At 58.1% G+C, this 22,171-nt stretch carries 28 protein-coding genes; 3 read left to right on the plus strand and 25 right to left on the minus strand.

Annotated elements, in window-relative coordinates; translation table 11 throughout:
* Nucleotides 1-670: 670 nt before the first annotated feature.
* The 4 genes from nifW to nifH form a co-directional block, all read right to left on the minus strand.
* A complete protein-coding gene (nifW, locus tag GGD63_RS16815; RefSeq protein ID WP_126261666.1) occupies nucleotides 671-1,012 on the minus strand; it encodes a nitrogenase stabilizing/protective protein NifW in 342 nt (113 codons plus the stop codon).
* Nucleotides 1,013-1,353: 341 nt separating this feature from the next.
* Nucleotides 1,354-2,544 (minus strand): homocitrate synthase, encoded by a 1,191-nt coding sequence (gene nifV, locus GGD63_RS16820; protein ID WP_409334072.1) that lies wholly within the window; start codon nucleotides 2,542-2,544, stop codon nucleotides 1,354-1,356.
* A gap of 217 nt (nucleotides 2,545-2,761) precedes the next feature.
* The gene (locus tag GGD63_RS16825) at nucleotides 2,762-3,526 is read right to left on the minus strand and encodes a nitrogen fixation protein NifQ (protein WP_210315851.1); all 765 of its coding nucleotides are present in this window, start codon (nucleotides 3,524-3,526) and stop codon (nucleotides 2,762-2,764) included.
* Nucleotides 3,527-3,701: 175 nt separating this feature from the next.
* Entirely contained in the window at nucleotides 3,702-4,586 is an 885-nt protein-coding gene (gene nifH / locus GGD63_RS16830) for a nitrogenase iron protein (protein ID WP_092218329.1), read from the minus strand.
* 553 nt (nucleotides 4,587-5,139) lie between these two features.
* Here nifH and GGD63_RS16835 point away from each other — a divergent pair.
* The gene (locus GGD63_RS16835; RefSeq protein ID WP_183243873.1) at nucleotides 5,140-5,553 is read left to right on the plus strand and encodes an ArsC/Spx/MgsR family protein; all 414 of its coding nucleotides are present in this window, start codon (nucleotides 5,140-5,142) and stop codon (nucleotides 5,551-5,553) included.
* Between the two features lie 446 nt (nucleotides 5,554-5,999).
* Nucleotides 6,000-6,743 carry an OmpW family protein gene (locus GGD63_RS16840; protein ID WP_183243875.1) on the plus strand — a complete coding sequence of 248 codons (744 nt, stop codon included), beginning with the start codon at nucleotides 6,000-6,002 and terminating at the stop codon, nucleotides 6,741-6,743.
* A gap of 419 nt (nucleotides 6,744-7,162) precedes the next feature.
* Here GGD63_RS16840 and GGD63_RS16845 read toward each other — a convergent pair whose 3' ends face one another.
* The 15 genes from GGD63_RS16845 to GGD63_RS16915 form a co-directional block, all read right to left on the minus strand.
* Nucleotides 7,163-7,510: a ferredoxin gene (locus GGD63_RS16845; protein ID WP_126261662.1), complete on the minus strand. Its 348-nt coding sequence runs from the start codon at nucleotides 7,508-7,510 to the stop codon at nucleotides 7,163-7,165.
* 1,382 nt (nucleotides 7,511-8,892) lie between these two features.
* Nucleotides 8,893-9,339, minus strand: coding sequence for a Rieske 2Fe-2S domain-containing protein (locus tag GGD63_RS16850; protein ID WP_183243877.1), 447 nt, complete (start codon nucleotides 9,337-9,339; stop codon nucleotides 8,893-8,895).
* Nucleotides 9,340-9,361: 22 nt separating this feature from the next.
* The gene (locus GGD63_RS16855; RefSeq protein WP_183243879.1) at nucleotides 9,362-9,583 is read right to left on the minus strand and encodes a hypothetical protein; all 222 of its coding nucleotides are present in this window, start codon (nucleotides 9,581-9,583) and stop codon (nucleotides 9,362-9,364) included.
* Nucleotides 9,584-9,941: 358 nt separating this feature from the next.
* Nucleotides 9,942-11,096: a DegT/DnrJ/EryC1/StrS aminotransferase family protein gene (locus tag GGD63_RS16860; protein ID WP_183244216.1), complete on the minus strand. Its 1,155-nt coding sequence runs from the start codon at nucleotides 11,094-11,096 to the stop codon at nucleotides 9,942-9,944.
* A 41-nt stretch (nucleotides 11,097-11,137) separates the two neighbouring features.
* Nucleotides 11,138-11,407, minus strand: a complete 270-nt coding sequence (locus GGD63_RS16865; RefSeq protein ID WP_183243881.1) for a hypothetical protein — start codon at nucleotides 11,405-11,407, stop codon at nucleotides 11,138-11,140.
* A 32-nt stretch (nucleotides 11,408-11,439) separates the two neighbouring features.
* Entirely contained in the window at nucleotides 11,440-11,799 is a 360-nt protein-coding gene (locus GGD63_RS16870) for a DUF3024 domain-containing protein (RefSeq protein WP_183243883.1), read from the minus strand.
* A gap of 15 nt (nucleotides 11,800-11,814) precedes the next feature.
* The gene (locus GGD63_RS16875) at nucleotides 11,815-12,054 is read right to left on the minus strand and encodes a nitrogen fixation protein NifZ (RefSeq protein ID WP_126261658.1); all 240 of its coding nucleotides are present in this window, start codon (nucleotides 12,052-12,054) and stop codon (nucleotides 11,815-11,817) included.
* The gene (locus tag GGD63_RS16880; protein WP_183243885.1) at nucleotides 12,051-12,365 is read right to left on the minus strand and encodes a nitrogen fixation protein NifZ; all 315 of its coding nucleotides are present in this window, start codon (nucleotides 12,363-12,365) and stop codon (nucleotides 12,051-12,053) included. The genes GGD63_RS16875 and GGD63_RS16880 overlap by 4 nt, the downstream gene beginning before the upstream one ends.
* 356 nt (nucleotides 12,366-12,721) lie before the next feature.
* Entirely contained in the window at nucleotides 12,722-12,946 is a 225-nt protein-coding gene (locus tag GGD63_RS16885; RefSeq protein WP_183243887.1) for a 4Fe-4S binding protein, read from the minus strand.
* A gap of 11 nt (nucleotides 12,947-12,957) precedes the next feature.
* A complete protein-coding gene (gene nifB, locus GGD63_RS16890) occupies nucleotides 12,958-14,514 on the minus strand; it encodes a nitrogenase cofactor biosynthesis protein NifB (RefSeq protein WP_183243889.1) in 1,557 nt (518 codons plus the stop codon).
* A 344-nt stretch (nucleotides 14,515-14,858) separates the two neighbouring features.
* A complete protein-coding gene (locus tag GGD63_RS16895) occupies nucleotides 14,859-15,719 on the minus strand; it encodes an SIR2 family protein (protein WP_183243891.1) in 861 nt (286 codons plus the stop codon).
* On the minus strand, nucleotides 15,716-15,940 hold the full coding sequence (gene nifT, locus GGD63_RS16900; protein ID WP_183243893.1) for a putative nitrogen fixation protein NifT: 225 nt from the start codon (nucleotides 15,938-15,940) through the stop codon (nucleotides 15,716-15,718). Before nifT ends, GGD63_RS16895 begins: the two co-directional genes overlap by 4 nt.
* A gap of 4 nt (nucleotides 15,941-15,944) precedes the next feature.
* Nucleotides 15,945-17,117 carry a cysteine desulfurase NifS gene (gene nifS / locus GGD63_RS16905; protein ID WP_183243895.1) on the minus strand — a complete coding sequence of 391 codons (1,173 nt, stop codon included), beginning with the start codon at nucleotides 17,115-17,117 and terminating at the stop codon, nucleotides 15,945-15,947.
* A complete protein-coding gene (locus tag GGD63_RS16910; RefSeq protein ID WP_183244218.1) occupies nucleotides 17,114-17,401 on the minus strand; it encodes a NifU family protein in 288 nt (95 codons plus the stop codon). The genes nifS and GGD63_RS16910 overlap by 4 nt, the downstream gene beginning before the upstream one ends.
* A gap of 41 nt (nucleotides 17,402-17,442) precedes the next feature.
* Nucleotides 17,443-17,763, minus strand: coding sequence for an iron-sulfur cluster assembly accessory protein (locus GGD63_RS16915; RefSeq protein WP_183243897.1), 321 nt, complete (start codon nucleotides 17,761-17,763; stop codon nucleotides 17,443-17,445).
* A 272-nt stretch (nucleotides 17,764-18,035) separates the two neighbouring features.
* On the opposite strand from GGD63_RS16915, the gene GGD63_RS16920 reads away from it, so the two are divergent.
* Complete coding sequence (locus tag GGD63_RS16920) at nucleotides 18,036-18,626, plus strand: hypothetical protein (RefSeq protein WP_183243899.1); 591 nt, start codon at nucleotides 18,036-18,038, stop codon at nucleotides 18,624-18,626.
* Nucleotides 18,627-18,635: 9 nt separating this feature from the next.
* Here GGD63_RS16920 and GGD63_RS16925 read toward each other — a convergent pair whose 3' ends face one another.
* From GGD63_RS16925 to GGD63_RS16950, 6 genes are all read right to left on the minus strand, one after another.
* On the minus strand, nucleotides 18,636-19,031 hold the full coding sequence (locus GGD63_RS16925) for a Rieske 2Fe-2S domain-containing protein (protein WP_183243901.1): 396 nt from the start codon (nucleotides 19,029-19,031) through the stop codon (nucleotides 18,636-18,638).
* A 45-nt stretch (nucleotides 19,032-19,076) separates the two neighbouring features.
* Nucleotides 19,077-19,319 carry a hypothetical protein gene (locus GGD63_RS16930; RefSeq protein WP_183243903.1) on the minus strand — a complete coding sequence of 81 codons (243 nt, stop codon included), beginning with the start codon at nucleotides 19,317-19,319 and terminating at the stop codon, nucleotides 19,077-19,079.
* Between the two features lie 172 nt (nucleotides 19,320-19,491).
* Complete coding sequence (locus tag GGD63_RS16935) at nucleotides 19,492-20,115, minus strand: host specificity protein (RefSeq protein WP_246785525.1); 624 nt, start codon at nucleotides 20,113-20,115, stop codon at nucleotides 19,492-19,494.
* A 1,072-nt stretch (nucleotides 20,116-21,187) separates the two neighbouring features.
* Nucleotides 21,188-21,484: a ferredoxin III, nif-specific gene (gene fdxB, locus GGD63_RS16940; protein ID WP_183243905.1), complete on the minus strand. Its 297-nt coding sequence runs from the start codon at nucleotides 21,482-21,484 to the stop codon at nucleotides 21,188-21,190.
* An 11-nt stretch (nucleotides 21,485-21,495) separates the two neighbouring features.
* Nucleotides 21,496-21,696: a CCE_0567 family metalloprotein gene (locus tag GGD63_RS16945; protein WP_183243907.1), complete on the minus strand. Its 201-nt coding sequence runs from the start codon at nucleotides 21,694-21,696 to the stop codon at nucleotides 21,496-21,498.
* Nucleotides 21,693-22,169 (minus strand): NifX-associated nitrogen fixation protein, encoded by a 477-nt coding sequence (locus tag GGD63_RS16950; RefSeq protein ID WP_183243909.1) that lies wholly within the window; start codon nucleotides 22,167-22,169, stop codon nucleotides 21,693-21,695. The genes GGD63_RS16945 and GGD63_RS16950 overlap by 4 nt, the downstream gene beginning before the upstream one ends.
* Between the last annotated feature and the right edge of the window lie 2 nt (nucleotides 22,170-22,171).

Below are 22,171 nucleotides of genomic sequence, written 5' to 3' on the forward strand. Positions count from 1 at the left end.
GGCCCACCAGCTCCACATTGACTGTGACGACGAGCGCGATCCTGGCAACGCACCTGTCACGCGATCCATGCCGAGCCTCCAGCGCGGACAGCCCGTATGGGCCGACGTTGGCCCTCTTCCTGACGCATGTTGCTATCCGCCATGAGATGGATACAAATCTGAGCGGAATCCGGGGCCGACTTGATCCGGACGACGCTGGGCATACCCTCTCCAGGTGTAGCGCGAACGGGCGACTTATCCATTGACCACCATCTCACCGTCCATACGGAGCCTTGATCGTGTCAACGACCGTTTCGAACGGACCTGGCGCGATCGTAGGCCACGAGATGATGGCGCAGGGCTCGGCAGGCACTAAAAGCAGCATCATAAGTCTTCCTTCGATCTCATCTCGGACGACTACCATCTGTCGGCATCGATGATCGGATCGGCAGGACAACAGCAAGTGTCGTACCAGTTGCAAAAAACACTGAAAGTCAGTCGAAAGTAATGGTTTGGCAGACACTTGAAATATCCGCTGGTACCGTGGACACGACCAGTCCAGACATGGGTCGGGAATACGACAGCCGCCGCTCGGGTGATAGCTGCAGAGAGTTGACCCGGATAAGGACGAAAGGCCGCACATCGGGTTGCCACGGTGCCCGTCGGGCACACCTTGCAGTGGAACGCTAGATCACTTCAGCTCGCTCAATGGGACAAAGGCCGCCGCCTTCTTAGGGTCTGCGGCCGCCTCCTTCAAAACCTTGAACACTCGCTGGTCGATCGGTGACGATGCCACGAAATCGGCATAGGCCCGCTCCAGCATCGCCTTGCACCGAGCTCTGATTTCCGGCTCTGCGGCACCTGCAAATTGCTCTTTTGCAAAGTATTGTCCCATGCGCTTTAAGATGTGAAGGCGCGCGACATTCACGATTTTAGGGTCGTAATCGACGCCAAGTAGCGAAAAAAAATCCTCCGCCGATGAGGCCTTGCTGAGCCGATCGAGGATACCGGCTGCCGGGGATGAATTGATCATGGAAAATTCTCCTTCGGATTAGCTCTGGACGGTAAATGAGATGGGGTGCGCCTGTTGACTGCTGGCGGGATCAATGGCCAGACCACGATCGAGGCTGACGCTAGTCAGGACGGTCGCCGGACCGGAACTCAGCGCGAGAAGACGCCGATTGGCAGTGCGGGGCGGCTCGCCATTGGGTAGGAGATCACAGCATGTATGGCGGAACGGGAAGTAAGATCTGGAGGTGAGATCGCGCCAGGGGACCTGACGTGCGAAAGCTGGACGCCGTCCGGGCCCATCAGCGATATCGACGCCATCCTTGCGGCGCGTCTGTTTACGCAAACGCTGCTGGACACGGCTTTTCACGCGGGGTGGGTTGCCAGGCATCCGCACACGTCGCGCCAGATCGCCGCCACGGTTTCGCGCTCGACCGGCCGCTTGTGCTCAATGGCGTATTTGCGGACTTGCGACAGAATCTGTCTGGCTTCATCGGCGCTGGCGACGAGCTGCAGTTCATCGAGTAACGCGGTGATCGCCCCAAGTCCGGAATGCTTGCCGATCACAAAGCGGTTGCAGCGGCCAAACAAAACGGGATCAAGCGATTGATAGGTGCGTTGATCCTTCAAAAGGCCGTCGACATGAATGCCGGATTCGTGCGTAAATACATGCTCTCCGACGATGGCCTTGTTCACAGGAATCGCACGTGCGGCCGCGGCTGCTACCACCGCGGCGACGTTCTCGAGCTCCGGGAGTATGATGCCTGTCTCGCGCCCGTAGAGCTGCTTGAGTGCGACCGCGATTTCCTCGAGCGGGGCATTTCCGGCCCGCTCGCCCAATCCGATGACGGTCACTGAGGCGTGGCTCACGCCGGCCTTGATAGCGGAGAGCGTGTTGGCGGTTGCGAGTCCGAGATCATCGTGACCGTGAAATTCGAGTTCGAGATCGGTGGTCGCACGCAAATTCCTGACCAGCACGTAGGTTGCGTCGGGATCGAGCACACTGAGCGTATCTGCAATACGAAAGCGACGCGCGCCCGCGGCTTTTGCAGTTGCCATCAGTTTGATGAGAAAATCGATGTCGGCGCGGGAGGAGTCCTCACCACCGACGGCGACCTCAAGTCCGCGCGCACAGGCATAGCCTACCAATCGCTTCACCCGTTCCAGCGCCAGGTCGCGATGACCACCTAGCTTGGCCGCGATCTGGACATCGGAGGTCGGGATCGACATATTGATCATGGACACCTTTGCTTCGATCGCCGCGTCGACATCCGATTCCCGCATCCGGCACCAGCCTATGGTGGTCAGCGGAAGATCTGCTTCGACAATGGCGCGAATGGCGGCGATCTCCTCGTTGCCCATCGCCGGCGTTCCGGCCTCGATCTCCGTGACTCCGGCCCGCGCCAGCGCCTGCGCGATCGCTAGCTTTTCCTCTGTGGTGAACGCAACGCCAGGTGCCTGCTCGCCGTCGCGTAATGTCGTGTCGTTGAGCACGGTGGGCTTGGCGCGCACCTGGTCGGACCAAGACGATTTTGCGGCGGTGCTAGCGGCAATCACGCGAGAGCTCCTCATTGTTTGACCTACCTAAGCTTCAGCAAATGGATTGTCGTAAATGCGACAGGCCTATGAAGCGGACGCCTTGCCTACTGCCCCGCCGAGTTCGAACTTTAATGCAGTTGCGGCGGGCCAGGATGTAAGAATTGTTGCGGAGCACTTAAGCCCGCCGCCGCCTTGGACACATGGTCACTCGCTCGAAACGGCGTCAGCCGCGCCCTCAACCTTCCGCGCGGCTTACCGAATCCTGCGAGGCTTTCCCCGATGATGGTGCGATCGCGGACCCTTGTGGCAGTTCAGATGGCCAGTCGCCGGCAACGACCGGCCGAGCCGACTGCAACAGAAAATCGCGCCGGCGCTCGGCCATCCGGCTCTCACCGCTTTCTTCGTCGAAGCAGATGTTGAAGTCGTCACATTGGTTGCACACGGGTGTCGTGCACATCACGAGGCCTTCATTCTCACAAAGCATGCGGTAGAAGAAGCGCTTCCAGCGCATATTGTTGACATTGCGCGCGGCGAGCGGCGCGAAATGGCGACTCAGCAGCCGGGAGAGTTCGCCGCGATTGCGCAAGCCGAGAGCTTCCCACAGATGGCCTGGCTCAATGGCGCGCCGCGCTATCATCGCAGCCAGCCAGTGGCCGATATCCCGTTCCGTCGAGCGTTGCTTGAGCAAGAGATCGCGCAGCATTGCGATCTCTTCGTCCCCTTCGCACTTAAAAACCGAGAGCTGCTCCGCCAGCTTGATCTCAAGCGAGGGAAAGTACTGCTCCAGCAAGGCCGCCAGTTCAAGGCCGGACAGGCCGGCCTTCTCGGGAAGGGAGCCACCATCCATTGTGGCAGCCGCCAAGATAGACGCCAGGACATGGCGATCGAAATTGCTGTCAATGGCAATATCGGCATCTGCAGGAGGCCCACCGGTGAGTAGGCGGTAGGTTGCAATTCCCCTGTGCATCTGACTGTTGGCATCAACGGCACAATCAGCCATCAGCGGAAGGAAGTGCGCTTCGGATATAATTTTGCGAGTTTCCACAATGGTCTGGCTTGCGCTGCCGCATCCTGGTTTTGATCAGGCTCGATCGTCAGAATGCCGGCCTCCCGGGATGGGCGGTGAGGGAGACCGGCATTCGTCGCGCCTTTCACAAGGCCGCGCCTCGCGACCTTTACGAGGCCGCGAGTTCGGCGGCGGTCTTGCCGACGATGGATTCGTCCACGGGCTTCATAATGCCATGCTCCATCAGCATGTCCTCGAGCTCGTCCATGGAGATTGGAGTCGGGATGATGCCTTTGCCGCCATTTTTGTGAACCTTGGTCGCAAGATTGCGATAGTGATCGGCCTGCTTGGAATCGGGTGCATATTCGAGCACCGTCATGCGCCGTAACTCGGCATGCTGCACCACGTTGTCGCGCGGCACGAAGTAGATCAGCTGAGTGCCGAGCTTCTTGGCCAACGCTTCCGCCAGTTCCAGCTCCTTGTCGGTCTGCCGCTCATTGCAGATCAGACCGCCCAGCCGCACGCCGCCAGAGTTGGCGTATTTCAGGATCCCCTTGGAAATGTTGTTCGCGGCATACATCGCCATCATTTCACCGGACATCACGATATAGATTTCCTGCGCCTTGTTCTCGCGGATCGGCATCGCAAAGCCACCGCAAACGACGTCGCCGAGCACGTCGTATGAGACATAGTCAATGTTTTCGTAGGCGCCGTTCTCCTCCAGGAAATTGATCGAGGTAATGACGCCGCGGCCGGCGCAGCCGACACCCGGCTCAGGACCACCGGACTCCACGCAGCGAATATCCTTGTAGCCGACCTTCATCACGTCCTCGAGCTCGAGGTCCTCCACGCTGCCGGCGCTCGCTGCAAGGCTCAAAATCGTGTCTTGCGCCTTAGCGTGCAGAATCAGGCGGGTCGAGTCCGCTTTCGGGTCGCACCCTACAATCAGGATTTTTTGACCCATCTCGGCCAGCGCCGCCAGCGTGTTCTGCGAAGTGGTCGACTTGCCGATGCCGCCCTTCCCGTAGAACGCGATTTGTCTCAGTGAAGACATGTTGTTCTCCATCAACCGATTTGCCAAAAGTTGCGCTTCTTGCGCGCGAGCTTGTTTCTCTCTCAGAAACGGGGGCACACGGGTTCAAGGGAAGGAGCGCATCGCTCGTCTTACGCGTCGGCGTGCACTCAGCCCTCACTCAGTGTTGCTGCCGCTCAGTAGCAACCGCCGTGCCAACGCTTGACTGCGCTCCTTAAGCCTCTGATTACGTTTCTGAAAACCAACTGGCTGATGAGCAAGGTCCTGCCTGTTTTGGATCTAACAGGATCTGCGCGGCTGTCAGAAAACTAACAACGACCACAACCATCAACGCGAAAAGCCGATTTGGCGTGACCTGTCTGATGCCTTCAGGTGTGGAACGGAACTTGCTCCGATTCGACAACAGTGAATATGCCGGTCGGGCCCGAAACCTGGTGCACCAGCGGCGAGGTTGCATACATGGTACGGCGCTTCGTGCGCTGACTTTGGAGATGATCGGCAAGAAATTGAACAGGCCGCCGAAGCAGCCGCGCCGTGCCAATCGTTCAGCTCAGCGCGCCTACAGAGGTATATCGTGGCGACAATCATCTTCTATCAGAAACCCGGCTGCGCCACTAACGCGCGTCAGATTCAAGCGCGGAAGTCCGCCGGCCACGACGTGATCGCCCAACACATCTTGAACGAGCCATGGGATGCGGAGGAATTACGTAGCTTCTTCGGCAATATGCCCGTCGGCTCCTGGTTCAACCGAGCTGCGGCTCGTATCAAGTCAGGCGAAATCAATCCCGATACTATCGACGCGGCAAGCGCACTCGCATTGATGGTGGGCGAACCGCTCCTGATACGACGACCGCTGATCGACGTAGACGGGGCACGATGTGCCGGGCTCGATCATGAGCCCGTGCTGTCGCTGCTTGGCCGCAAGACGCAAGATGATCTCGAGGGGTGTTTGCACGAAGCAAACCCCACGCGTTGTGCGCAGGCCTGAGGAAACGAAGGAGCGGCCCCCAGTCCATCAAACAAGGAAGGATGACGTTTCCCACTTCCGGCTTCCTTTACGGGCAATAAGCGACGGGACCTTCGCTGAGACGGCCCACGCGAGTGGCTGCCCGTAAGGGGCATCGTCTATATTGCGCTCGATTGCCGCGCTTCTCGCTCTTGTGAGAGGCGGCGAAGGTGCCGCCTTTGTCGCGCATGATGTCCGCGGCCTGGATTGGATCAGAGCAACAATCCGAGATGCGGCTTCTTGAACAGACCCGCCTCTCTTGAATTGAATAAGGATCAGAACAGATCTCCACCCTGCGCGGCAGTGATCCTTATGCAACTTAGCGGCATAATTGCGCTCTGCTCGCTTCCATTTTGATCGGCATCAAATCCTCCGCCCTTCCCAGTGTGTGACAGAGATATCGCGCGGCTCTTCGCGCGGATTTTGGAATGGAGAATTCGATGAGAACAAGGACAGTTCTGACGAGGGCGTCACTCCTCGCGCTAGCAACCTCGTTGGTCGGCATCCCGGTACAGGCTGCAGATCTGGGTCGGGCGCCGATCTACTATAAAGCGCCCCCGATCGAACCCTTCAATCCATGGATGATCCGCCTGCGCGTGCTTGGCGTTTTGCCGGACACCGAAGGCAGCTCAGTCAGCGTCGCCGGGGTGCCCTCGCTGTCCTCACCAAGTTCTTGGCTTTCGATCAGCGATCAAGTCATACCCGAGCTCGACATCACCTATTTCTTCACGAGAAACGTTGCCGCCGAACTCATTCTCGGCGTAACTAGCCATCACATCAGCGGCAATGGCGCGCTCACTGGCCTCGATATCGGCAAAGCCTGGCTGCTGCCGCCAACACTGACCCTGCAATATCACTTCACCGATTTCGGCGCGCTCAAGCCCTATATCGGCGCGGGCATCAACTACACCGCATTCTTCAACCAATCGGCAGCCAATACGTCGCTCGCCGGTCTTGCAGTTACCGATTTGCGCATCAGCAACCAATTCGGCGCGGCGGTCCAATTCGGCTTCGATTACATGCTTGATCGGCACTGGGGCCTCAACTTTGACGTGAAGAAGCTATGGCTGCGGCCGGAGTACTCCGCGACCGTAAACAATGCGATTGCCGTCACCGGTCGCGCCAACATCGACCCATGGCTCGTCAGCGGCGGCGTCACTTACAAGTTCTGACGCTAGAACAGGATCAGAAAGGGGATCCGTTTGATCAAACCGGACGCGGCGAGCTCATCGAGCGCGTCCCTAACCTCACCGCAGTGCAAACAGAGCGAGATGACGCGTCAAGTACGCGTCATCTCGCGAGACGCGGGGAGCCCAGCACCGCTCTCGCTGTGAACTCCGGGTCGCGCGGCAAGCGGTGACGGTACACAACCAGATCGACCCAACACGCGAGTTGCAAAGGCCGCCATTTGCCGATTGGGCCGGAGAAGAAAGGCGGCACGCCGCGAAAACGTCAATGACTTTCTGTTCTCAAATCCGGGGCGTGATGGCTACGCTCAATCTCAGACGATCTGACCTCCGAGCGGCCAGCTCATCGCCGCACAAGCCGTCGATGCTTGCTAGCCTTGGCAAGTGGCCGCTAATCGAGCCCTCTAGGTTCGCTTTAACACCATCACAAGGCGGTCGACACGTTTGCCTTGCGCGAGGTGGGAGTTTACGATTTCGTCGACATCCTCAGGCGTTGACGCGCGATACCACACTCCATCGGGATAGACGACCATCAAGGGACCAGAGTTACAAAAGCCAAGGCAGCCTGCCATCGTGAAGCCAATATCGTTGAGGCCTTGCGCTTCGATCGCCTTGGCCATTCGATCCCATAGGGCTTGTGCGCCGGAGGCGCCACAGCTGCCGTGCGGATGCGTTGGCGGACGCTGCGTGTTGCAGGCAAAGACATGATGTCTATAAAGTTGAGGAAGCTCGAATTCGGTTTCTGAGTTCATGCGCCTATCCTGTGATCAATGGGCTTCATCTGAGAAGAGACAAGATGCGAGCACATCGCCCCAACAATCTCTTACGATTAAACGCCGCATCGACCAACTAATGCTAATGATTCCCACACGCGCTCGCCAAAGCAGGCAAAATGAGCGGGCGCCATAGTGATGGTCGTCGCCGAAGATCAGCGATAGATATCTTCGCGTCCAGAGCAGCCTCCTTGATCAACTCCAACCTCTTCTGCCCTCATCACGATCTTTCTGCTCCCGCTTGCTCACCATCCAACTTCTCCAAAGCAAGTTGCACACCAGATGCGTAACGTTCGCTTCCGCAACGATCCCTTGCTTTGCGCGACTCACAATTGTTGCGAAGGTTACGACAATGTCGTTCGCCTCTGTTTCGGACACGACAAACCTCGCATAGCGTTTGACCTCCCGTTCAACCTTCTGCAGTTCGTACGCAGAACAACCGAGATGCTCGGTTATTTGGCCCAGCTCTTGCGCTATCGTATCTTGGAATGAGCAGCGATCTTCATGACCCTCGAGCCGCCTAGCGAGGAGCTCGAAGATCGCGCGGCGGATCGAGCGCCGTGTCCTGCCATGGGTGATCGGCTGGCCGCATTGACCGGCGCGAGCCTACAGCATCTTTTTCGCCCTGAAGCTGGACGCTGCGCTCCGCCGCTGCCCATCCATCGTTTGCTCAACAGATAGCGCCTGTCGCGAGAGCCCAACGAGGCAGGGATGAACGCCGAGCCACCTTTGAGGCTGCAGACCAAGCTGGTCGCATCCCCATCGGCAGCGACGCTAAAACGCAACACAGCGGTCCCAGATTGGGATCACGCTTCAAACGATGCGCGTCAAGACGCGCGCTTGCAGCCGGAAATGCGGAACAACGAGTACGTTCCCATGAATGCATTTGCTCTAACCGGCCCTTACTGACGATGGTGGCGCCATTCGCTAAGAGCGTCGCACAAGCCGAGGTTTGGCATGGCAGTTGCAGCGCCGGCAATAACGCCAGCTGCACCGGCCGGCCTTCTGACACAGGATCGTCATTCCTCATCCCCAAACGATCCTGTCAGTCTGGGTCCCGCCATTCTCCACGCCCAGACGATGCCCTCGGCGAACTTCCAGCCGCCGGGGGCATTTCCCCTCAAACATATCCACGGCGGTACGAGGCATGTCCCGCTGCGGGCTCGATTTGGCGAGCCAGCGCGAGAGTAAGTTGTTGGTGCTGCGGAGGTCGCGGAGTGCAGGGCCGCAATCCGACGACGTGCCCGTTTTGTCTCATCAAAAGCTGGGACACGCATCTACCAACGCTCACGCGTACAATGGCCTCATTTCGAGGGAAAAGCGCCCTAAGGCAGCTTGAGCACAATAAAGCGATAGGCCCGTTAGTCCGGATGGATCGTGACATCCATGGTTTCGTCGCTGTCCCCGAAGGGGTCGCCAAACCGATCGTCCTCGAGCAGCTTGACGCCGCACAGGCAGACGTCACCTTCGATCACGGCGAGCGCGACCGGCTCGAGCGATTGTCCATCGCAGGGGCCGTCGATGCACATCCCAGTGTCGATCTCGAATCTTGCACCGTGCCGGCCGCATCTAAGAAAGGAGCGGTCCGCCGAGAAAAACGTACCGGAGCCGATATTCAGCCAGACGCTCTCATGCGGACAACGATTCACGTAACCAAAATAGTCATTGGCGAAGGTGCGCACCACAATAATCGGAAACGGCCGGCTCTCGCCCCTATCGTCAATCCGCGACAGGCTAAAGCTCATGGCCCCACTCCGCTCGATGGCATCGGCCGGACAGACGACAAAAACCTCGATGTGACCGCTCATCAGGTTGCCGATTGTAGTTCGCTCATCCCGGCCTCGCAGTTTCCTGCTTGAAGGCTTCGATCGCAGTCCGGCTCAGCTGAAAAATCCCACGGCCACGAGCGAGCGCCCGATAAGCCGAGCTGGCACGGGTGTTGAGGACGTCAAACCACTGGTTCGGCGTGAGCTTCGCCGGACGCTCGCTGATTTGGATCACCCTTCCGTTCGGAGCGAAGCGGACGTGGATGATGACTTTTTGCGAGTTCATACCGACCCCCTGTTTTAGTAACTCTAAAGATCTGAGCGGACACCGAGCATCTCGACTTTGATGTGCTTGGTTTTTGGGCACCTTGGCGCGTAGGCTCTCAAGCCGCGCCTTGGACGCGCCGTCTTCTCTGCTATCGAGCAGGTCTTCTTCGCGCTCGCTTGGAGCATTTCTCTTGCGGTCTTAAGACGAGTGCATGCCTCCAGCGGCATCCGGCGCGCTCCCGCCATGTGGATCACGATGTATCCGACAACGCTGCCACAAACGACGTATCCTCGGTCCACTTGCTCATCTCTCGCGATGAGAAGTACCACGCTCATAATTAAACCCTCGTTCTTCCGTGACGTAGATGACGATCATCTTAATAAATCGCGGCACCCGCTCCCACGTTTATCGAAGCATCTTTCATGGTCTCGACGATAAACTCGATCTGCTTGTTCGTGAGATGGGTGTGAAAGGGAAGCGCAAGAGCGCGATCTGCTATTTTTTCCGCAACCAGGAAATCGCCACGCCGATAGCCGAAGTCAAAGTAGTGGCGTTGCAAGTGCAGCGGTTGGCTATAGGCGGCGGATTCAACCTGCGCGCCGCGCAGATCATCGATAATGGCGTCGCGCCCCGATCGCGTGAAGCGCGTCCCCAGATGAACGAGATAAAGCAACCAGTTCACCTCGGTCACATCGGGGCCAACATAAGGCGGCTTGATGCCCTCAAACGATTGCATATGCGCGTTATAAAGCTGCTCGATAAACCGACGCCGCTCCAGGATTTCATCGAGACGCTTGAGCTGCGCTAGGCCCAAGGTCGCCGTGAGATCGCACATGGCGGCCTGATAAGGCGCCGTGCTACCGACAACAACGGAAGAGCGCTCGTCCAGGCGATGTGCGCGATGGCGACGCAAGCCGAGCGCGATGTCGATATCGTCGGTCACCACCATTGCGCCTTCACCACAGGTTAGGGCCACCGGCTGAGCAAAGTCGAACACCGCGATGTCGCCAAACCGGCCGACGAGCTCACCCTTATAGCTCGATCCGATCGCCTCGGTGGAATCCTCCAAAAGCAGCAGCTGATGGCGCTGCGCGACGGCGCGCAGCTCCGACCATGGCGCTGGATGACCGTTGGGATTGCCGGCGACAATCGCCCGCGTATTGGCCGTGATGCGCTCTTCGGCCTTCGCTGGGACTAATGCTCCCGACCAATAGTCGATATCTGCAAATACCGCTCGTGCGCCTGCGAGACTGATGGCATGCGCGGTCTCACGAAAGGAGTAGGGCGAGGCGATAACCTCGTGCCCGGGGCCAATGCCGAGCGCCCTCAGCGCAAGGAGGAGCCCTATGGTACCACTCGAGACCGCAACAGCATATTTGCGACCAAGATAGGCGGCGAAAGCGTGCTCAAACGCCTCAGTAATCCGCCCGTTGGAGATCTGCGGCGAACACAGCAGCGTTTCCACGGCAGAGAGCTCGGCAAAGGTGATATCGGGATCGGACAGTGGAATGAATGATGCATTCTCCTCCACAGTGTGCGCGCCATCAAGCCGATACTCTGCCAGTTCAGTGCTCACCGCCCAACATTCCTTTTGGCCAATACGATGCCGGTCGCCCGCGTCGGATCGGCCGTAATCTGCACGCAGTGATCCGATGCATCGATCAGATGAAGGTCGAAACGCGGAAACTGCCGGAACGGCTGGTCCGCCACATCCGACGCATCACAGCGCACCCAAGCAAGCTGCGGAAAGCAGCGCTGCAGCGCGACAAACGGACCCATCTCGGGGCCATCGGCTGCAAGCAGCCGCTCGATTTCGATCAATTCCTCCGCGGTGAGCGCCATCGTGGCTCCTCTGACTCGTGAAAGTGGGGGCATCATTGCCAAAACAGGCGCTCCGGATCCGCATTCAATTCCTCGATTGCAGAAGTCAACCGATGGTAAAGGCTGTAAAATTCCCAGATTCCTCGCGCGTGGTTCTTGCGAAACAGCTTCCAGATCCCGCTCACGGCATCGTAAAGAATCAGCGCGACATCGATGGGTGCGCCATTCTTGTCGATGTTGCGCGAGCAACAGGGGCTCTCGACGAGGTAGCCGCCCCTCACCGGCGTCACGTTCGGCGAGACGTAGAGATAGCGCTTTCGCGAGCTCAAGCCGCGCTCGATCCGTTTACGATCGAGCTCGTTGGGGTGAGGCACCAGCCCGGCCTTTACCTTTCTCATCAGCGCAGCATTCATGGCGAAAGCCTCCATTCAAAGCACTGTGATTTCTTCTTCAAGACAGCCGATGAGCAGCTGCTCACCAAAATCGACAATGTAGATCGGCACGTTCGCTTCAGTATGGATCGCGACGTTGATGATCTCACCGGTCGCTCCGGCGGCGAGCAAGACTCCTTCGGGCTCCGTATCGGGAAATGAGTGGTCGTTGATGAGGTCGACTGCGGTCTTGATCCGCTGGCCACGTCGATATTTCGGAAAGCCGGGCTGCGTCATGACTCCTCCGGCAATGGCAGATCATCGATCTCCTCGCAGGCGTCCACCGGCTCCAGTTCCTTGCGCTTCATGCCAACGCGGTAGCCGCTTTCCAGATACTCGACGCCGTAGATATAGAATTGCTGCAGGAACGTGCCGATCGATACGACGTAACCTACCTCGCCCTTCTTGACTAAAACGTCGCCAATCTCCTTGCCGCGATAGGTGCCATCATTGCGGATGGTGCGATTGGCTCGCACTTTTTGGCCAAAGCTGAAGACAGGCGGCTGGCTGAGCTCGACGACGTCGCTGTCGCGAACGATACTGTTCATGTATCGCTCCTCATGCATCGCTCCTTTGGAGATGCGGAGAGCCGCCTCGCCCACCGCAGGCGAGATCCTGCATCACTTCATCATCGCGCGGCATAGTCAGTCACATCGACGATGGCAGCGCTGCCGAGAAGGCCGCTCTCGGCAGCGCGAAGCGCCTTTGGATTACCGCGCGGAATGAAATGCGCGCCAGGGCCGTTCTGCCGACCAGCTACAGCACGAACGCAGGGCAATCCAGCGCAGTCGTCGTCCGTGATGAAGGACCGAACGTCGGCGCCTGCGCCGCCGCGAACGTGCAGCACGTAGCTTATGACGCTTTCACAACCAGCTCCTGGCATGCCACTCATAGGCCTCACGCTTTAGGCTGGCGCCTGGTAGCGAGGCAAGGATGTGTCAACCACGCAGGTATTGTCGACCGGACAGGCGGCGACACATTGCGGCTCGTCGAAATGGCCAATACATTCAGTACATTTTGCCGCTTCAATGACAAAGCTCCCCCCCTTCTCCGAGATGGCATCGTTCGGGCATAAGGGTTCGCAGGCTGAGCAGCTCGTACACTGCGAGGCGATGATCTTGAATGGCACATATTCCCCCTTTACGCTGCAGAGATCCGAGATCCTTGCCGGATCGCGGCGTCGCCGCGTTGCACGTGCTGGATCTCCCCGCGTTTCACCTTGTCCAGATAGGATTTGAACCAGGCGACCGCCGACTTCTCAATGAACTCATGGGCGTATTGATCGATCGGCTCAATCCCCGCCTTGATCAGATTGCTTTTCGGGCAGCCGCCAATCTTGGACACGAAGACCGCATGGCAGTCATGGATGGCACGCATGATGGCGGAAAGCCTGTCCTCTTCGCCATAACCGCCCTGGCAGTAAACGTCCACGCGGCGGTGGCCGACGAATTTGGCGCCGGATGTAGAAAGTTCGTAAACCTGGAATTCCTTTGCATGCCCAAAGTGCTCGTTGATCAACCCCGAGCCCTTGGTTGCGACGGCCACTAGAAGAGTGATCGCGCTCATCTCTCCGGCAAATTCGGCAAGCTCCTTTTGGGCGGCCGCGACTTTGGCGGCACGCTCATGCTCTACCCTGTCCTGATAACCCTTGCGCATCTCTAAGTCATATTGGACGTCCATTTTCATGACCTGATCGGTGGTGAACTCTGCGCTGCGATCCTCCCCGAGTAGACCGACCGCATCGGCGCGGCACTGGCGGCAATGCCGCATCATTTTTATCTCCCCTTCGCAAGCATCTTGCAGCGCCTTCAATTCCCACGCAGTCGGTCCGCGCTGACCATTGAGGCCAAATACCGTGCCGTGCTCGGGCGCGGAGATCAGTGGCATGATATTGTGAAGGAAGGCACCGCGCGACTTCACCGCCTTGTTGACCTCGACCAAGTGACGGTCGTTGATGTTTGGGATCATCACCGAGTTGACCTTGCACAGGATACCCCGTTCGCTAAGCATCTCGAGGCCTTGCAGCTGGCGATCGGTGAGTATCCTTGCCGCGTCCATGCCGGTGTAGCGCTTGTGGTTGAAGAAGATCCACGGATAGATCTTGGCGCCGATTTCGGGATCGACCATGTTGATGGTGATGGTGACGTGGTCAACTTTGGACCTGGCGATGGTATCAATATGGTCCGGCAGAGCCAGTCCGTTGGTTGACAAACAAAGCTTGATATCCGGAGCCGCCTTGGCGACCAGCTCGAAGGTCTTGAACGTCTTTGCTGGATTGGCCAGGGGGTCGCCGGGACCAGCGATGCCAAGGACCGTCATCTGCGGAATGGTGGTCGCGACCGCGAGCACTTTTCTTACCGCCTGCTCGGGCGTGAGCTTCTCGCTCACCACACCCGGACGCGATTCATTGGCGCAGTCGTATTTTCGGTTGCAGTAATTGCACTGGATGTTGCAGGCAGGCGCGACCGCGACATGCATGCGGGCGTAATGATGATGCGCTTCTTCGCTGTAGCAGGGATGGTTCTTGACCTTTTCCCAGATTTCGATCGGCAGATCGCCTTGCCCCGCCTGCGAGCCGCAGCTCGCCTGCCCGGTGTTGGCCGAAGCGCGGCAGCCCTTATGCTCGGCGGCGGGCTTCATCTTGCCGCCATCCACTGCAGCTTTGGCATATTTTGCGCGTCCGACGACCGCGTTCATTTTCATTTTTCCCTGCAGGCATCATCGGCCTCCCAGGACTATCCGTGAGCGAGCCTCAAGAAGCTGGGTAGCAACTTGCATGCCATGGCGGAGACAATGAAATTGCAGCCATACGCCAACGAGTTAGCGAAAACGAGGGGCGCCGGCTCATGTAAGAACGTGCAATGATGCTCTTGTTGTCAGTGCGACAGATACGTCGTCATTCTCACGCAGCGCTCGATGGCTTGCGCATTCATTCTCGCGCTAAGCTCGCCGGAACCCGGCACCATCTGAACGGGTCTTCTCGCGTTGCGGCTCTCGCCAATAAGTCGATACGAGCTGGGGGATCGGGCTTCACAAGGACGCTAATGGGTGATCAGTATCTCAACCGCGCAAGAGAGCCCAATCGCAAGCGGTGTGAGGCCCTGCTCGAGTAGAAAGCGGAGCTCGTTGCGCGAGAGCGCGTCCGGATCAACGATCGCATAGTGTGTGTCGGCCGAGCGCTTGATGATCTGCCTGGCATAGCCACGCAAGAGCTGGTCGTTGAAGCGACAGCCGATGAAGAGAAAGGTCTGTCCGGTTCTCCTTTCCTTGATGATGTCCGGAATTGGTGTCTGAATGTCGATTTCGGTCAACGCCTCGACATAGTCAGCGTCGGAGATAAGGAAGTTGTTGGCCGGCTGCACGCTGCCGTGCGGCTTGTACAACACCGTCGCCCAGCTGCCGGCCACGGCACTGTCGACCTCTTGGCCAAGTGAATCGTAAAAGCGATACCAGCGATCCTCGCCAACGATGCGGGTGATACCCTGCACTTCGCCCCATCCATCGCGCTTACCCAGCGCCTCGCGCATGGCGGCATCATACCACGCGTCTACTATGACGGGCAGGGACAGGGACGCAAGATGATGGTGCAACCGCGTCGGCTCGACTGGCCGAGCGAAGGCCTGCGTCATCAATGCCGTCAGGGCGGACCGGTGCTTGCTGATCTCGATATGCTGCGCCGCGGCCCACGCATTGCCCCTAGCCCGCCGCGGCAGCGCAACCTTGCTCCCGAAGAAGCTGGCCAACGCCTCTGGCGTGGTCGGCATATCGGATCTGCACAATTCGGCGAGGCCAGGACCGAGATAGGGAATGACGCTCGCGGCCCTCAGGCCGGCAGCGATGTCCACGAGCGTCGCCTTTGCATCGGCAGCATCGACAAAGCCGATCTGTGGGGGCGCCTTCACGGATCGTCCCCGGTCTCACCCCGTTTTTTAGCGTTGATTGTGATCGGTAACCGTGTGCCGCTCGGCATCTCAGGCAAATCGAGCACCCAGCCATTAGCTGCTTTGATCCAGCCGCCCCATAGCGTCTCGTACTCGGATTCAACGATTGGCTCTTCGAGATCCTTTTTTGGCACGTAGATCGACAGGCCCGCGTCCGGAGACCGGCGGATCATGATTTTCACGAGTCTACTCCCTGACTGCGACGGGGGAGGTGGCGCGCAAGCGAGCCACGATGTCGGACACTGCGCACACGACCTCATCGACCTCCGCGACGGAGGTCTCACGCGACAGAGAAAAGCGCACCGCGCCACGCATGCGCCACGCCGGCACCTGCATGGCACGCAGAACATGCGATGGCTGCATTGAGCCGGCGTTGCAGGCTGATCCGAGCGACACGGCAATGCCCGCCCTATTGAGATGGTGGGCGATGGCTTCGCCTTCGAGACGATCGAAAGCAATATTGGCCGTGTTCCCTAATCGATTGCTGATATCGCCGAGCGCAACGCACTCGCCATTGTGCAAAATTCCCTGCTCAAGGCGGTCGCGTAACGCACCAATGCGAACGCGCTCCGGTTCGAGCCGCTCCGCCGCAAGCTCGGCGGCCTTTCCCAGGCCGACAATGCCGGGAATATTCTCAGTCCCGCCGCGGCGCCCTCGTTCCTGTGATCCGCCGCAGATCATCGGCCGGAATTTTGTCCCTGTGCGCAAATATAGCGCGCCGATCCCCTTGGGGCCGTGCAGTTTGTGCCCGGATAGCGACAGCATGTCGATGGCACTGTCCTTTAGGTTCACGCGCACCTTACCGATGGCCTGGACCGCATCAGTGTGAAACAGCGCGCCCGCCTCACGGGTCAACCCGGCCAGAAACCGCACGGGAAACATCGTTCCGGTCTCGTTGTTGGCCCACATAACCGAGGCAATCGCTGTGCGTGGCCCGAGTGCGCCGCGAAACGCCTCGATATCGAGCCGGCCGCGGGCATCTACGGGTACGATGTGTGTCTTGACTCCTCTTGTCGCCAGTTGCTCGGTTAGCGCAAGAACGGCGGAGTGCTCAACTGAGGTGGTGACGATCTCGTCGCGGTCTTCCTGTGTCGCAAGCGCAGAGAGGACCGCGGCATTGTTGGCCTCGGTCCCTCCCGAGGTGAAAACGATTTCATGATCGTATGCGTTCCCTAGCAGGCCCCGCAAGCTACGCCGAGCCTGCCTCACAGCGACTGCGACCTCGCTGCCAAAGGCATGCGTGGACGAGGCATTGCCGAATTGCTCGGTGAAGAACGGCAACATGGCTTGCAAGACCGATGGGTCGGTCCGCGTCGTTGCATTGTTATCGAGGTAAATCGGCACTCGATTTTCGCTCAATCCACTGCCTGGCCTGCAGCAGCGACGGGGATCAGGCGAACTAATTCGCCGAGTTTATCGACCAGCCGCGCCTGAATGCTTTCCAGCGTCACGCTCGAAAGCTTACACAACGTGCAGGCACCGGTCAGCCTGACCACGACCCTGCTGCCATCGATCCCGATCAGGTGACAGTCGCCACCGTCGCGTTGCAGATTGGGGCGGATCTCTTCGACTGCGCCGCGAATACGACGCTCTCGGTCTGTCGCAGTGGACGATTGCCTCAGTTGTCCCGGTTCGGGCGGCATGCTTCGATGTCTCCTCCTCAGCAGTTTGACGATTTGTTTCATCAACTGAACGATTTTCCGCATGAGCAGTTCGCGGTGGCGTTCGGGTTGTGAAAAGTAAAGCCAGAACTCTCCATTGCCATCACGAAATCGATGGTCGTGCCGATCAGATGCTCACAGCTCTTGTTATCGACGAACACCTTCAGCCCGTCGCACTCGATCACGGTGTCGCCAGGCTTCGGTTCTTCGACCAGACCCATCTTATACTTGAATCCATTGCAGCCGCCTGCTTCGATCATGATGCGCAGGCCGCCGGTCGGGTGCGTCGAGGATGAAATCGCGCTCTTGATTGCATTCACTGCGCTATCCGTCAGGTTGATCACGGCTTTCCCTCATCAGCTTGGATCTAGCTGCTAAGGGCAAGTCACGTGCCAGCGCGCAGACGCTTGATGATGCTCCCGTTTTCGGATCGCGCGTGATGGCTTTGGAACCGCTGTCGCGTTCCCGACAAGGCTCCTTGATCCGGTCGCAGACACTGACGCGTTTTCGTTCTAAGCTACCGCGAAGGCCCCTACTCATGCGACGGCAAGCAATTTGCATCGCATCTGGCACCGGCCAAGGCGTCGGTGAAGAGCTTAGATCGAGGAAAAGTTTAATGACTGCAATCGAGAACACCGCACTCGGCAGACTTGAGAAGGAGGGGCGCTTGCTCAATGCCGTACTCAAAGGCGGGACTACCAAGCCGGGCCGGTTCGGCTTTCGCGGCGACGTGGCACTAAAATTCCAGACTCAGGTCGCGGACGAGAAACGGCCGCCAGACTATTCGATTGAGCAGGTGTTGACGATCGCGCAGGACGACGAACGCACTATTCCGGTGCTGGCCGGCTACCTACATTCCTTCGCCTATCTTGCTGACGTCGCGACCGTCCTTGACGGCGCCTTAAGCCCAACCGGAAGCTACTTCATTTTCTGCAACAACATTGATTTACTGGCGAAGTACCGGGTGACGTTCGGTGATATTAGCTTCCACGTCCTACCGTGCGATGAATCCACGGTTTGGAAGGAGATGATGGACCTGGTCGGGCTCAACAAGGACGAAATCAAGAAGCTCGATCCGGGCGGCAAGCTTGATTACCTCCTCGATGCCGCAAAGGATCTCGACCTGTCTTATGAGGAGATCTCGTACGACGACGGGCTAAAGAGGATGGAGCCCGTGAAAAACCGCAACGAGAACCGGCCGGTCTGAGCGCGGTCTTCAGTTGTTGGCCGACGCATCGTCTTCGACAAGGTGCACACCAACGACGCAGATATCACCATCCAGAACTGCCAACGCGATCGGCGTGAGCGCTCTACCTTGACATGGACCTTCGACGCACCGGCCGGTGCCGAGTTCGAAGGTCGAACCATGCTTGCCGCACATCAGCCGGATACCGTATGGATCGAGGAATTCGTTCCGCTCCCAGTCCAAATTGACGCCGTTATGCGGGCATTTATTGGCGTAGCCAAGCACCTTTTTGCCCCAGCGCACTACAATGATGGACCACGGCCGATGATTGCCGTGATCATCGACAACCATGAGGTGGAATCCCATGGCCTGGCGGCTCGGAATGTCGTTAAAGCTGCAGATCGCGTAAATGGGATTTGGCTTCATTTATCGGCCATTTATTGCAAGACGCTTTTCATTATCGCTGTGCAATCAACCTGCAAGAACCGTACAAGTGCCGAGCTGATAGTGTCTGTGGTAATCCAACGCGCAAGCCAGCCATTGCTGGCTCACCCAATTACCCGACGCATAATTCAGACCAATCAGTTCGACAATTTGGGCCTTGCTGCCGTTTGCATGAAGGCCGTGCAGCTGCAGCTTTCGGGTCCAAGCCCCCGCACCATTTGCCGGATAGCTGCCTGCGGTGGCTGGTCGTTGCTGCTCGTTGATGGCCACTCCGTAGGGAGCCCCCGTTACGCCCCCCTCGGATCGCATCCCACCACAGCTTCGTAAGCCGGCGGGGGGCGACGCAGAGAGCGTGCGCCCCCTTTGGAGCAAGACCGTTGAGCCCGGGATAGAACGGTCAAATGTCCGTCATTTCAGGCCCGCTGCTGCTATTGCAGCCAATTTACTCCATGCGCATCCCGCTAAGAGCGCGCTCCAAGTAAAATGAAGGGTCATCGTCCGACGAATCCGTTTCGTAGCTTCTCTGAGGGCCGACATCACTGCCCCCATCTTTGGAAAGATACTTCGTAGGCTTGCCTACCCGCTGCCACTCGTCGTTCTCGTTCTTCGCCCACACATCGGGGCGCTGGTGAGGATCAAGCACCCAGTGGTTACGCCCCACGTAAACAAAACCCATGTCCGCTAGACGAGGTTCCATGCCCGCTAGGGCCGGCCGCGACAAGATCAGCGGATGGTCCCCGTCCTCTCGCAGTTGATGTTCTAGCAAGATATCACCAGCGTTCTCGACAAGCGGATGAGTCACCCTAAGATCTACGACGGATGTGATATCGTTGCGCCCAAACTGCTGCTGAAAATGGTCTCCTTTAATCCGAGCCGGGCCTCCTGCTCTTAGAAGCCCCACAATATCGTCGCCCAACCGGTAGCTGTAAAACCGTGCCGGCTTATTTGGATCGTCGTAGGTGTTGGCGTAACTTCCAGCAACCGTCGCTGCGCGCTCAGCCTTCTGGGAGACGAAGTCCGAGTACTCTTCTGGGTTCTCTGCGATGTGCCTGATATCATTGCGCAAGAATCTCTCAACTCCGCGCAAGAAGGACTCTCGGTCGATCTCTCTAATAGGCGGTTCGGAAACGAGAGAGTATGACGCCGCTGGTTCGGATGACGACCCACCTCGCTCCATTCCTGCAACTGTTTCCGCAAACCGGGGACTATCTCCCGCTTCTGACGAATCGTCAGTTTGGTTACGGGTTGTGAACTGGCTGGATGGGCCAATGCCATACATGAGAGCGCTCTCCTATCGGCAAAGTTGAAATTGAGCTCGTGCCGTGCAAGCTCTGCCGGCTAGGATAGAATTCCTAGCTGACCACAACCTGACCAAGCACTCTGCGCGCTTCGGCGTGACTACCCGACGCACTCTGCGCGTGAGTTACAGATAGTCGCTGCGATAAGCCGCGATCTGTAGGTAGAATCGCACGTAAGATCGCCGGCGCCGATCCGTCAAAAAGGCCGACGTCTAATGATAATGACTCGCAGGTTCCTATCAGCAGATGGGTACCCGGCCCGACCAAGTACCCGCGCAACGACGATTAGAGACCTGCGTTTTTGCGGTGTGCTCTCGATGTCCACGTGCTCTATTGCAACGACTGTGTACTGGGCAGCGAAATGTCCTCCGCCACCGGGCGTGCGCAAAAGACCAACTAAGGTGTTCCCGGCACATCACGTTCTCTATAGAATCGACCATCTAGGCAGACATCATTGTCCACGATCGGCGGCGAGCCGGACACGTAAGCTGCTCCTGATCGCAAGCAGACATGCACAGCATCCCCTCGGATCAAATCGCCCGACGTAGTGGCTCCCTGCCTTGAACTATGCTCTTCGGACTCGGGAGGCGCGGCTCGCCTTCTACGAATAGGCGGACCTTGGAGACGAGTCGTTTGTGAGCAACGGCTATTGTATCGGCATAACATAGCCGGCGCCCAACCATCACCTGGCAATGCTTGCGCTTTCGCTCGCTCGATCCTGCTATTCGATGTTTAATCGAGATCCTTCTGGCGCGCCGTCCTCACCATGAGTTCACCTGATCCAAATTGCATCTTTCCTCACCTATATCTCGCCTGCCGCGGCAGGACGAGTGTGTTCGCTCACGCCGCTTCAGGTACGGCTGAAGTGTGAGTCTGGCAGTTGGCCGGGCAAACCCTCGCGCATGCACCGCAGCCAATGCAGGCGCCTTGATCATTCAGAACCATAATCTTCTTTTCGATCTCATCGTCGTCGTCATCGAGGTTGACAAATTCGCCATCCTCGCTGATTCCTTTCAACGTCATAACATCTCGGCCGCAGACCTTGAAACAGCGGCCACAGCCGATGCACTTCTTGGCATCGATCGAGATCAGGTATTGTGGCGTCCAGTCGCGTCCGTCTCGTGTTTGAAACGACATGCATTGCCCCTTTAAGTCTTTTCAAGCGCCTTCAAGTCGAGGCCCTTGCGCTCAAGTTCGGCATAGGCATCGTACGCCTTCTGCGCCACCACCATGATCGAGGTCCAGTTGATGGGTAATTCTTCCGAAAGGTCGTGCAAATCCATCTTGGCTTGCGTCGCCTTGGCGGACACTTTCCTTAGTTCGGCCTTCAGTATTTCACGATCGCTCATGAGTATCCCCAATAGTTCGCCACCTGCGGAAATTTCCGAATTAGGTCGATTCCGTCGCTGACATACTTGTCGCCCTCCTGCGCGAGCTTTACGAAACTATCAAATCCAAAGCGATGCACATCGCGCAGCTGCTTGTTCACGGCGATCAGCCGGCCTGAGATGAGCACCATGCGGCCGAAGCCTTCATGATGCAGATCCAGAATCGGCTGGATCATCACGCCGGTCTCCCTCTCGATCGAGAGCGCGACCGCATCGAAGAACAGCTTAAGCCGCCACAGCGTATCGGGATCAGGATCAGCGATAATCGGCAATGCGCGCCTTTTCTCCTTGTCCAGGATATAGGGTTCGAGCAGGTCAAGATCGTTTTTTCCGTCCCAGGCTCCGTTGGTATCCTGAGCACGCCAAATCTTGATCAACTCCTTGAGGAACGGCGCGTCGACGGCGCTGCCCTGCTGCTCCATTTTAGCGGTCATAT

Origin of the sequence: Bradyrhizobium sp. cir1 (assembly GCF_014198245.1) — a bacterium.
GTDB lineage: Bacteria > Pseudomonadota > Alphaproteobacteria > Rhizobiales > Xanthobacteraceae > Bradyrhizobium.

Excerpts from the sequence above, each read along its gene's own strand:
- nifW (WP_126261666.1), bottom strand. The coding sequence starts at position 1,012 with ATGATCAATTCATCCCCGGCAGCCGGTATCCTCGATCGGCTCAGCAAG.
- GGD63_RS16825 (WP_210315851.1), bottom strand. The coding sequence starts at position 3,526 with ATGGCTGATTGTGCCGTTGATGCCAACAGTCAGATGCACAGGGGAATT.
- nifH (WP_092218329.1), bottom strand. The coding sequence starts at position 4,586 with ATGTCTTCACTGAGACAAATCGCGTTCTACGGGAAGGGCGGCATCGGC.
- GGD63_RS16840 (WP_183243875.1), top strand. The coding sequence starts at position 6,000 with ATGGAGAATTCGATGAGAACAAGGACAGTTCTGACGAGGGCGTCACTC.
- GGD63_RS16845 (WP_126261662.1), bottom strand. The coding sequence starts at position 7,510 with ATGAACTCAGAAACCGAATTCGAGCTTCCTCAACTTTATAGACATCAT.
- GGD63_RS16850 (WP_183243877.1), bottom strand. The coding sequence starts at position 9,339 with ATGAGCGGTCACATCGAGGTTTTTGTCGTCTGTCCGGCCGATGCCATC.
- GGD63_RS16855 (WP_183243879.1), bottom strand. The coding sequence starts at position 9,583 with ATGAACTCGCAAAAAGTCATCATCCACGTCCGCTTCGCTCCGAACGGA.
- GGD63_RS16865 (WP_183243881.1), bottom strand. The coding sequence starts at position 11,407 with ATGGCGCTCACCGCGGAGGAATTGATCGAAATCGAGCGGCTGCTTGCA.
- GGD63_RS16870 (WP_183243883.1), bottom strand. The coding sequence starts at position 11,799 with ATGAATGCTGCGCTGATGAGAAAGGTAAAGGCCGGGCTGGTGCCTCAC.
- GGD63_RS16875 (WP_126261658.1), bottom strand. The coding sequence starts at position 12,054 with ATGACGCAGCCCGGCTTTCCGAAATATCGACGTGGCCAGCGGATCAAG.
- GGD63_RS16880 (WP_183243885.1), bottom strand. The coding sequence starts at position 12,365 with ATGAACAGTATCGTTCGCGACAGCGACGTCGTCGAGCTCAGCCAGCCG.
- nifB (WP_183243889.1), bottom strand. The coding sequence starts at position 14,514 with ATGAACGCGGTCGTCGGACGCGCAAAATATGCCAAAGCTGCAGTGGAT.
- GGD63_RS16910 (WP_183244218.1), bottom strand. The coding sequence starts at position 17,401 with ATGCCGCCCGAACCGGGACAACTGAGGCAATCGTCCACTGCGACAGAC.
- GGD63_RS16920 (WP_183243899.1), top strand. The coding sequence starts at position 18,036 with ATGACTGCAATCGAGAACACCGCACTCGGCAGACTTGAGAAGGAGGGG.
- GGD63_RS16925 (WP_183243901.1), bottom strand. The coding sequence starts at position 19,031 with ATGAAGCCAAATCCCATTTACGCGATCTGCAGCTTTAACGACATTCCG.
- fdxB (WP_183243905.1), bottom strand. The coding sequence starts at position 21,484 with ATGTCGTTTCAAACACGAGACGGACGCGACTGGACGCCACAATACCTG.
- GGD63_RS16945 (WP_183243907.1), bottom strand. The coding sequence starts at position 21,696 with ATGAGCGATCGTGAAATACTGAAGGCCGAACTAAGGAAAGTGTCCGCC.
- GGD63_RS16950 (WP_183243909.1), bottom strand. The coding sequence starts at position 22,169 with ATGACCGCTAAAATGGAGCAGCAGGGCAGCGCCGTCGACGCGCCGTTC.